Below are 9,302 nucleotides of genomic sequence, written 5' to 3' on the forward strand. Positions count from 1 at the left end.
ACGAGCTGCTGACCTTCGTCTCCGCCGGCCATGAGACGACCGCAAACCAATTGGCCTGGATCGTGGAACGGCTGCGCCGGCATCCGCAGGTGCTGAAGCGGCTTACCGACGAGGTGGATGCCGGCGGGTCCGATCTGCGTCAGGCGACGATCTACGAAGCACAGCGCTCCCGGCCCAGCATCGAGGCGTCGTTTCGCCGCGTGAAGCAGCGAATCCGCCTGGGCGAATGGGTGCTGCCGGCCGGCACCAACGTGACGGTCAATTTCCAGCTGGCGCACGAGTCGCAGGAGAACTTCCCGGACGCCGACTCGTTCGAGCCGGATCGATTCCTCGACGCCGGCCCGAAACCGTTCCGGTGGATGCCGTTCGGCGGCGGTGTGCACCGTTGTCCCGGAGCGGCGTTCGCGAACATGGAGATGGACGTCGTCCTGCGCACGCTGCTGCGCGAATTCCGGTTCGAGCCGACCGATGCCCCGGGGGAACGGCGCCGCTACCGCGGCGTGGCGATCGCCCCGTCCCGGGGTGCCCGTGCGGTGGTTTACCGGCGAGCGGCCGCGGCGCCGGGCGATCGTGACTCCGTTGCGGCCGCCGACCACCGCAGCTGAACGCAACGCTGTTGCTGGCATACTTCCCGGCATGCCCGCGCCCCGTACGAACCGCGTCTACGACATCGGCGTCAGATTGTTCAAGGGCTTCACGAACAACTTCTGGTATCCGTTTCTGACCCGCCGGCTCGACACTGCGGACCTCGTTTTCCTCAACTACGGTTACGAGGAAGATCCGCCGATGGGCTTGCCGCTGGCCGAGTCCGACGAAGCCAACCGGTACTGCATCCAGCTCTACCACGCCGTGGCGGCCCAGGCCGATCTGCGCGGCAAGCAGGTATTGGAGGTCAGTTGCGGCCATGGCGGCGGGGCCGCGTACCTGACCCGGACCCTGCGTCCGGCTTCTTACACCGGGCTGGACTTCAACCCGGACGGCATCGCCTTCTGCCGCAAGCGCCATGACCTGCCCGGGCTGGACTTCGTGCACGGCGACGCCGAGAACCTGCCGTTCGACGACGGATCTTTCGACGCGGTGGTCAATGTCGAAGCCTCGCACGCCTATCCCCGACTCTCCCGCTTCCTCGCCGAGGCCGCACGGGTGCTGCGTCCGGGCGGGCATTTCCTCTATGCCGACTTTCGCGGCCGCGGAGAGTTCCCCGGCTGGGAGGCGGCGCTGGCCGATGCTCCCTTGCGGCAGCTTTCGGGCCGGGTCGTCAACGCCGAGGTGGTGCGATCGCTGGACCGCAATGCGCAACGCTCCCTGGACCTGATCGGCCACCGGCTACCGGCGTTCATGCGGCCCTGGGGACGCCGATTCGCCGGTGTGCCGGGAACCGGGCTCTACCGCGGCTTTGCCAGCGGGACGGCCGAGTACCGGATGTATTGCTTCACAAAGGACTGATCGCCTATCACGCCATCGCGTAGTCGCTCAACGGGAACCGGTCCTGTTCTTTGACCGCGCTGCGCACCGACGTCGGCCGGAACAGCACTGCTTCCCCGGTGTGCTGGTTGAACCAGTACGAGTTCGAGTTCGCGCAGCTTCCGAGGTGAAACACCGAATCGTCGAGCAACTTGGTCATCCGCTCGAAGAAGCGCGCGTTGGCGTCTTCGGTCACCTCGAAGGTGCGGGCGCCGCGCCGCTGCAGCTCACCGAAGAGCCGATTGATGTGGCGCATCTGGCATTCCACGGTGTTGAACCACGACAGGCCTACCCATGCGAAGGGGCTGGCCATGTTCAGGAAGTTGGGAAACATCGGCATCGAGATCCCCTGGTAGGCCTGAAATCTGGTTTCCCGCCACCACTTCCCGAGATTGCGGCCGTCCCGTCCGATCACCTCGATGGCGGGCAGGTTCGCATCCCACACGTCGAATCCGGTTGCCAGTACCAAGGTGTCGGCAAGCCGCTTGGTACCGTCACACGCCACGATGCCGTCGGGCTCGATCCGCTCGATGCCACTGGTTTCCAGGTGCACATGCGGTTTGGCGAAAGCCGGGTAGTAGGTGTTGGATATCGACGGCCGCTTGCAGCCGAAGTCGAAATCCGGGCCCAGCTGGCGCGACAGCTTGCGATCGCGAAGCAACAGCAGCCGATGGATTTTCGACAGTTGCGCTGTGGCGCTGTTGACGAGTCTGAAGTGGCGGTACTTCCACATCGTGATGACCATCATGAATTCCAGGCTGACGTCGGTGTACCAGCGCACCATGCGCTGCGTCAGCGGCCAGCGGGCGAAGATCCGTTGCAGTGCGGGCGGGAACGGCGGGTCGATCTTGGGCAGCACCCAGATCGGCGTGCGCTGGTACACGGTCAGCTCGGCGGCTTGGTTGGCCAGTTCGGGGATCACCTGGATCCCGGTGGAACCGGTGCCGATCACCGCCACCCGACGCCCCGCCGACGAGTAGTCGTCATCCCAGGCCGCGGTGTGGATCACCCGCCCGGCGAAGGTGTCGATGCCGGGGATGTCCGGGATGCGGGGCTGGGAGAGGAAACCGGTCGCGACGATCAGGAACTGCGCGCTGAGCGTCTCGCCGCCGGCCAGCGCCACCTGCCAAACTCGGGCGTCGTCGTCCCAGCGGGCGCCCTCCACGCAGGTGTTGAACCGCATGTGGCGGCGCACGTCGTATTTGTCGGCGACGTGCTCGGCGTAGCGCTTGAGTTCGCTGCCGGGCGCGTACATTCGGGACCAGTACGGGTTCGGCTCGAACCAGTAGGAAAACGTCGGCGACGGCTGGTCGACGGCCAGGCCCGGGTAGTGATTGACATGCCACGTGCCGCCCAGGTCGGCTTCGCGGTCGACGATCGCGATGTTGTCGTAACCCAGCCGCTTGAGCGCGATCGCCATGCCCATGCCACCGAAACCCGCGCCCACGATGACGGCGTCGAACTGCTGCCCTCCCATAACTCCCACACGTTACCCTGCCCATTGATGTCCCGAAGGACCTGCGCCATAAGGGGTGCCTAGGGGGCTGGGCTAGCTAGGGGCCGTCTGCCCCGCCGTGCACGGCGGGGCAGACGGCGACGAAGCCATAAAAATAAGATAAAGGTTTAGATTTTGTGGCGCTTCTGTGTAGTGTACGTCTTTGAGCCGGTAAAGTGGCCTAGCGCCGGTGTCCTACAACGCGCAGACGTAAGTCCAGCAGGAGGACTCTAGATGTCGACCATCCTCGTGAGTGCTTTGCTGCTGGTGGCTGGCCTGGGGTGGATGCTGCTGGCCAAGCGGTGGAAGCACGGCATGGATGTCAGCGGCGCCCCCTGGTACGTCGCGCATCTTGGCACGCTCTCCGAGGCGTCGGTGCGCCGCCACTTCAATGCCTACGTCGACGTCGACTGGGATGCGCCCGAATTCGCCGTCACCGCCGACGACCCGCGCTGGGTGTTGCGGTCAACCGATGCGCTCGGACGTCATCCGTGGTATCGGGCACAACCGCTGGACCGGCAGATCGCGATGGGGAGGTGGCGGCACGCCAACATGGCCAAGGTCGCCATACACTTCGAGGACATTCTGGTCCGCGGCCTGATGCACTACGCGTTCTGGTTGCCCAACGGGTCGCCGGAATTCCGCTACTGCGTGCACGAGTCGATCGAGGAGTGCAACCACACCCTGATGTTCCAGGAGTTGATCAATCGGATCGGGGTCGACGTGCCGGGCATGGCGCGCTGGCTGCGCTGGCTGTCGCCGATGGTCCCGCAGTGGGCGGGCTTGGTGCCGAACGCGTTCTTCTTCGCGGCGCTGGCCGGGGAGGTGCCGTTCGACTACGTGCAGACGGAGGTGCTGCGCGAGGACGCGCCGACCCATCCGGCCGTGAAGAAGGTGATCGCGATCCACGTCGCCGAGGAGGCACGCCACATCGCGTTCGGAGACGAAATCCTGCGCAGACGTGTCCCGCAGGTGTGGTGGACCAGTCGGTTGATGCTGTCGCTGTTCGTGCCGATCATCATGGCGATTCTGGGCCGCACCATGGTGGTGCCGCCGCGCAAGTTCTTCCGCGAGTTCGGCATCCCGCGCTCGGTGCGCAGAAGCGTCTTCGGGTCGCCCGACGCACGGCAGGCGATGCGTGACGTATTCGCCGACATCCGGACGCTCTGCCACGAGGTGGGATTGATGAACCCCGCTGCACGCTTGATGTGGCGCATCTGCAGGATCGACGGCCGCCCGTCGCGGTATCGCCACGAACCACAGCGCGCACACCGGGGTGACGATGGCAACGGTCAACGCCCAGCCACCGTGCTCCCGCACAGCGATTCGGCCGCGCCGGCCGAGACGCAGAACGCCGGCACCCTGATCTAGGGCGCCAAACGGCGTTAGGCCAGCGTCAGGCCGCTGTGCCATACTTCCGGGGTGGTTCGTAGCCCCAGAAGATCCGAAACTCTCGACAGGGTCGGCGTCGGCCTGGTCTATCGCATCGGGTCCACCGCGACCTACAAGAAGATCTTCCGGCACTGGTACCCGATGATGACCCGCCGACTCGGGCAGAAGGCCGACGTCGTCTTCCTGAACTGGGGTTACGAGGAACACCCGCCGATGGGCCTGCCACTAGACGAGTCCGACGAGGCGAACCGCTACTCCATTCAGCTCTACCACCAGACCGCGAGCCAGGTCGACCTGAGCGGCAAAAAGGTGTTGGAAGTCAGCTGCGGCCACGGCGGCGGTGCGTCGTATCTGGTACGCACATTGGCGCCGGCCTCCTACACCGGCTTGGACTTCAACGCCGCCGGCATCGATTTCTGCCGACAGCGGCACCAGCTGCCCGGGCTGGACTTCGTGCACGGCGACGCCGAAGATCTGCCCTTCGACGACGGGTCCTTCGACGCGGTGGTCAACGTCGAGGCCTCGCACATCTATCCCCATTTCGAGCGTTTCCTGCACGAAGTGACGCGGGTGCTGCGGCCCGGCGGGCACTTCCTCTATGCCGATTTCCGCAACCGTGACGGTTTCGGCGCCTGGGAGGCGGCGCTGGCGGACTCGGGCATGCGGATCGTCGCCGAGCGGGTCATCAACGAGCAGGTGCTGCGCGGGCTGCGGGAGAACTCGCCGCGGTCCAACGAGCTGATCAACCGCTTCTTGCCGGCCTTCGCGCGCCGCTTCGGCCGGGAGTTCGCCGTGGTGGACGGCTCCTGGTTCTATCGCGACCTGGAACGCGGCGAAATCGACTACCGGATGTACTGCCTGACCAAGGATTGAGCGGCAGCCGTCACCAGGGAGTTGGTCCGCACATGACACTCGCCAGCACGCTCCGGTTCCATGCCAGCCTGCTGAAGATCAGCGCAGCAGGCTTGACCGGGGTCGCCCGGGATCGGGCTGCCGCGCACCTCGTCCGGCTGACCGGCAGAGAAACCGCCCCACTCACCGACTTCGACCCGTTCTCGGCGGCGGCGATGCGCGATCCGTACCCGGGCTATCGCACCCTGCTGACCGGGCCGAACGTCTGGTACAACCGCAAACGCGGCATCTGGATCATTCCCGGCTACGACGACGTGTGGCAGGCGCTGCGCGACGACGACGCCCTGTCATCGGCGCAGAGCCAGGCCCGGTTCCGCGTTCACCTGCCGACGATGAACTCCACCGACCCGCCGGCGCACACCCGGCTGCGCAAGTTCGTCTCCCGGGCGTTCACCCCGCGGGCGATGACAGCGTGGCAGGCGGCGATCAACGAGGTCGCCGACGAACTCATCGACCACATGCTGGCGCGCGGCCGAGCCGACGTGGTGACCGACCTGGCCAAGCCGCTGCCGAACCGGCTGATCGCGATGATGCTGGGCATACCGGCGCAAGACCACACCCGCTTCCTGGAGTGGTCCGACGCAGCGGTCGAGGGTGCCTTCGCGCCGTTGACCCTGCGCGGGCTGGCGCTGACCATGCGGTCGGGCCGCGCCACGATCGCCATGCACCGCAACCTCGACCCGCTGATCAGGCAGCGCCGCCGCGCGCCCGGTGACGACCTGATCTCGATGATGGCCGGCCCGGAAGGCGACGACGCGCTCTCCGATGCCGAAGTGTTCTGGAGCGCGTCGATGCTGGTCGGCGCCGGCAGCGAGACGACGGCGAATCTGCTGTCGGGGCTGTTCCTGACGCTGGCGCAGCAACCGGAGGTCTACGCCCGGTTGCGGGCGAACCCCGAGCTGATTCCGGTCGCGGTCGACGAGCAACTGCGTCTGGTCTCACCCGTGCAGGGTTTCTACCGAACGGCCACTCGCGCCTACACCGTCGGTGCCCACACCATCCCCGCCGGCGCGCGGGTACTGCTGCTGTTCGCCGCGGCGAACCGCGACCCGCGTCACTACGCCGACCCCGACACCTTCGACCTGGACCGCAAATCGTCCGACCATGTCGCTTTCGGCGGCGGCGTGCATTACTGCCTCGGCACTCACCTGAGCCGCATGGAAGTGAGTCGTGTTCTGACGCAACTGCTGCCGCGCGTCGACGCCATTCACCTCGACGGCGACTACCACTACTTGCCTAACCCGACGATGCGTGGCCTGGCGCGCTTGCCGGTGAAGTTCAGTCTCACCAACTGACGGTTGCGCCCTACAACCCGCGTGCGCAAAGCCAGCCGTGGATGCGTTCGGCGACGGCGGCCCACCCCGGCTCCAGCATCATGTTGTGTCCCATGTCGGGGAAGAACTCCGCCTCGGTGCGGTAGGCGCGCGCCGTCGCCAGAACTTCTTTTCGGGTGTGCGCACCGTCGTCGTCGGCGCCGAGCACCAGCAGCGGCGCCCGCACCCGCTTCGGCCGGGGCAGCCGCAGCAGCCCGCAGTCGATCCCGATGCGCGCACTGTCCTCCTGCAGCCGCGCCGCGTAGGCCAGCACGTCGGCTTCCGGCGTGTGCGCACAGAAGAACCGCTCCCGGGCCAGCCGCGGCGTGCTGATGTATGGCAGCGCCTTGCCGGTGACGGCCATTTTGGCGAAATGCCAAGGGTGCCGCCGTATCCAGCGCACCGCCGACCCGAGATTTCCCTGTGGCGGCATGGATGTCAGCAGCACACCGGCGGGTGCGTCGTGCGACTCCAGATACTTCTGCACGATGAGGCCGCCCATGGAGTGACCGACGAGCACCGGCGGCGTGGGCAACGGTCCGGCGACCGAGTGCACGTCGGTGATGTAGTCGGCAACCGAGCAGAACCGCAGCGGCTTGTCGACTCCGCTGTTGCCGTGGCCGCGAAAGCTCACCGCCAGAGCGCGATAACCCTTGTCGGCGAAGAAAGGCAGGAAATGCTCGTCCCAGCACCACGCCGCGTGCCAGGCGCCGTGCACGAATAGCAGCGGCACCGGGTGGGTGGCGGTGACGCTCCCCCGGTCGATCACCTCAAGCATCACAACTCGTTACGCTGGTTCGGTGACGACCCAGCCGACCGCCCTGGTCACCGGTGCGACCAGCGGTATCGGCGAGGCCACCGCGCAGCGGTTGGCCGACCGGGGTTATCGGGTGTTCGCGGCCGGCCGCAATCCCGATGCCCTGGACGCCCTGCGGTCGCGGGGCCTGCAGGCCCGAGCGCTGGATGTCACCGACGAGGTGGCGACGGCCCAACTTGTCGAGGAGATCCGCGCCGAGCATGGCGGGGTGGACGTGCTGGTCAACAGTGCCGGATACCCGATGCCCCGTCCACTCGAGCAGGTGGCGCTGAGCGATCTGCGCAAGCTGTTCGAGACGAATGTGGTTGCCACGCTTCATTTGTCGCAACTGGTGTTGCCCAGCATGCGGGCTCGCCGGGCGGGCACGATCGTCACCATCGGCAGCACCGGTGGACGGTTCACCAGTCCGGGTGCTGGGGCCTACCACATCGTCAAGTATGGCGTGGAGGCGCTTTCGCTGGCCCTGCGGGCCGAAGTGGCCCAATTCGGTGTCCGCGTCGTGCTGGTCGACCCCACCGGGGTGCGCACCAAGTTCGTCACGTCCCAATTCGACGCGGTGCACGACTACCCCGCCGACGACCCGTACCGCGAGTTCAAGCGCCGCTACGCCGAAACCACCCGCGGGCTGACCACGATCCCCGGCATGATGGTCGACGCCGACACGGTGGCCCGTACGGTCGTCCGGGTGATCCGGGCCAAAAATCCCAAGCCCCGCTACATCGTCGGGGCGTCCGGCAAGGCCTCGGTGCTGGCCCGCGCGCTGCTGACCGACCGGATGTGGGAGCGGCTGCTGACGGGGGGCCTGCGCGGTTAAAGACCCGCCAGCCACGCTGGATCGACTGCCTCGGCCGCTGCCGACGATGCCAACGGCCCAAGGCCGAACCATGATTCGGCCTGGTGGAGCGCCGGCAGGAACTCTGCCAGACCGAAGTCGCCGGTCCCGTGGTAGGGGTCGTTGGGGATGTCGAGGCCGGTGCCGATGTCCGCCCAGAGTTGGTGGAACGCCGGCGGCAGGTCGTCGATCTCGGGCCACCAGGACGGACTCCAGGCGTTGGGGGGGCTCGGGTTGCCGAAGTCCCAGGGCCCTTGTTGCAGGATCCGGATGGAGGTCTCGATCTCGAGCTCGGTGGGCACGTTGGCCGTGCCGTCCTGCAGATGGGTCAGCCAGTCGTCGATGATGGGATTGCCCGGCCACAGGGCGCCGATGTCGTTGACGAGCGCCGGGTAGTTCAGCGACGTCGGCAGGTAACTGCAGTCCAGCGGACAGAACGGGCTTCCCGGGGTGACGGGATCGAAAGCCATGACTGTCGCCGCGGCGAGAGCTTGGAGATTCCTGCCCAGATCGGTGATGCTGGGCAGCAGCAAGCCGGTGCCCAGGACGCCGGCGGTAGAGGGCGCAGCCACCAGCTGGCTCCCGAAATTTTCCAGGGGCGCAAGTGGGTCAAGATGGTAAGTGAGGCCGGCGAACGGCATGAGGTTCTGGCCGTGGAGCTCGTGGGTGCCCTCGAAGGTGTCTCCGTACATGCTGAAGGCGGGGCCGCTCGGGTCGGTGTAGCCGGGATAGTCGGGCCCGAACGTGTATCCGTTACCGCCGGTGACGTCGGAGAGCGGCACTTTGAACCAGCTGGCGAGGATCGGAAGGTGTTCCTGGCCGGTCCAGATCAACACCGACCAGATCGTCTGGTCGATCCCCGTCGAGCCGGTGATCGGGCTGGTCGGCACCATGGGCGTGCAGGAAAGCGCGGCGCACTCGGCGCTGATCGGGAGTTCGGCCGCCACCAGCCCCCACAGCTGCTGGCCGAAGCCCGCGTCGAAATCGTAATGGGAGCTGTCCATTCCGGAGAGCGCCGGGTTGGGCAGCAAAAAGTTCACCACCGCCATGTAGTGCCCCGGGTCGCCGGGGTCTATT

The 9,302-nt window shown here is 66.7% G+C and carries 8 protein-coding genes and 1 pseudogene; 6 read left to right on the top strand and 3 right to left on the bottom strand.

Translation table 11 applies throughout. The features are described 5' to 3' along the window. Both AC2VOP_RS18330 and AC2VOP_RS18335 read left to right on the top strand, forming a co-directional pair. Nucleotides 1-605 (top strand): cytochrome P450 (locus tag AC2VOP_RS18330; protein ID WP_486962285.1); only part of this gene is annotated, 605 nt, incomplete at its 5' end. Nucleotides 606-636: 31 nt separating this feature from the next. Beyond that, nucleotides 637-1,446: a phthiotriol/phenolphthiotriol dimycocerosates methyltransferase gene (locus AC2VOP_RS18335; protein ID WP_486962286.1), complete on the top strand. Its 810-nt coding sequence runs from the start codon at nucleotides 637-639 to the stop codon at nucleotides 1,444-1,446. 7 nt (nucleotides 1,447-1,453) lie between these two features. Here the strand turns inward: AC2VOP_RS18335 and AC2VOP_RS18340 are convergent, their stop codons facing one another. Continuing rightward, entirely contained in the window at nucleotides 1,454-2,941 is a 1,488-nt protein-coding gene (locus AC2VOP_RS18340) for a flavin-containing monooxygenase (RefSeq protein WP_486962287.1), read from the bottom strand. A gap of 303 nt (nucleotides 2,942-3,244) precedes the next feature. On the opposite strand from AC2VOP_RS18340, the gene AC2VOP_RS18345 reads away from it, so the two are divergent. From AC2VOP_RS18345 to AC2VOP_RS18355, 3 genes are all read left to right on the top strand, one after another. Beyond that, nucleotides 3,245-4,330 carry an AurF N-oxygenase family protein gene (locus AC2VOP_RS18345; RefSeq protein WP_486962291.1) on the top strand — a complete coding sequence of 362 codons (1,086 nt, stop codon included), beginning with the start codon at nucleotides 3,245-3,247 and terminating at the stop codon, nucleotides 4,328-4,330. 102 nt (nucleotides 4,331-4,432) lie between these two features. Further along, nucleotides 4,433-5,224, top strand: coding sequence for a phthiotriol/phenolphthiotriol dimycocerosates methyltransferase (locus tag AC2VOP_RS18350; protein WP_486962292.1), 792 nt, complete (start codon nucleotides 4,433-4,435; stop codon nucleotides 5,222-5,224). 32 nt (nucleotides 5,225-5,256) lie between these two features. Continuing rightward, a complete protein-coding gene (locus AC2VOP_RS18355; RefSeq protein WP_486962288.1) occupies nucleotides 5,257-6,558 on the top strand; it encodes a cytochrome P450 in 1,302 nt (433 codons plus the stop codon). A 10-nt stretch (nucleotides 6,559-6,568) separates the two neighbouring features. Here AC2VOP_RS18355 and AC2VOP_RS18360 read toward each other — a convergent pair whose 3' ends face one another. Beyond that, on the bottom strand, nucleotides 6,569-7,354 hold the full coding sequence (locus AC2VOP_RS18360; protein WP_486962289.1) for an alpha/beta hydrolase: 786 nt from the start codon (nucleotides 7,352-7,354) through the stop codon (nucleotides 6,569-6,571). Between the two features lie 22 nt (nucleotides 7,355-7,376). Between AC2VOP_RS18360 and AC2VOP_RS18365 the strand changes: the two genes are divergently transcribed. Continuing rightward, nucleotides 7,377-8,207: an SDR family NAD(P)-dependent oxidoreductase gene (locus AC2VOP_RS18365; RefSeq protein ID WP_486962290.1), complete on the top strand. Its 831-nt coding sequence runs from the start codon at nucleotides 7,377-7,379 to the stop codon at nucleotides 8,205-8,207. On the opposite strand, the pseudogene AC2VOP_RS18370 reads toward AC2VOP_RS18365, so the two are convergent. Next, nucleotides 8,204-9,302 (bottom strand): annotated as a pseudogene (locus AC2VOP_RS18370) (hypothetical protein); the annotation flags it as partial. The gene AC2VOP_RS18365 and the pseudogene AC2VOP_RS18370 overlap by 4 nt on opposite strands.

This window comes from Mycobacterium sp. TH-M106 (assembly GCF_057473765.1).

What these genes read in the sequence shown, in the direction of transcription:
- AC2VOP_RS18335 (WP_486962286.1), top strand. Translation starts at nt 637, where the DNA reads ATGCCCGCGCCCCGTACGAACCGCGTCTACGACATCGGCGTCAGATTG.
- AC2VOP_RS18355 (WP_486962288.1), top strand. Translation starts at nt 5,257, where the DNA reads ATGACACTCGCCAGCACGCTCCGGTTCCATGCCAGCCTGCTGAAGATC.
- AC2VOP_RS18360 (WP_486962289.1), bottom strand. Translation starts at nt 7,354, where the DNA reads ATGCTTGAGGTGATCGACCGGGGGAGCGTCACCGCCACCCACCCGGTG.
- AC2VOP_RS18340 (WP_486962287.1), bottom strand. Translation starts at nt 2,941, where the DNA reads ATGGGAGGGCAGCAGTTCGACGCCGTCATCGTGGGCGCGGGTTTCGGT.
- AC2VOP_RS18345 (WP_486962291.1), top strand. Translation starts at nt 3,245, where the DNA reads ATGCTGCTGGCCAAGCGGTGGAAGCACGGCATGGATGTCAGCGGCGCC.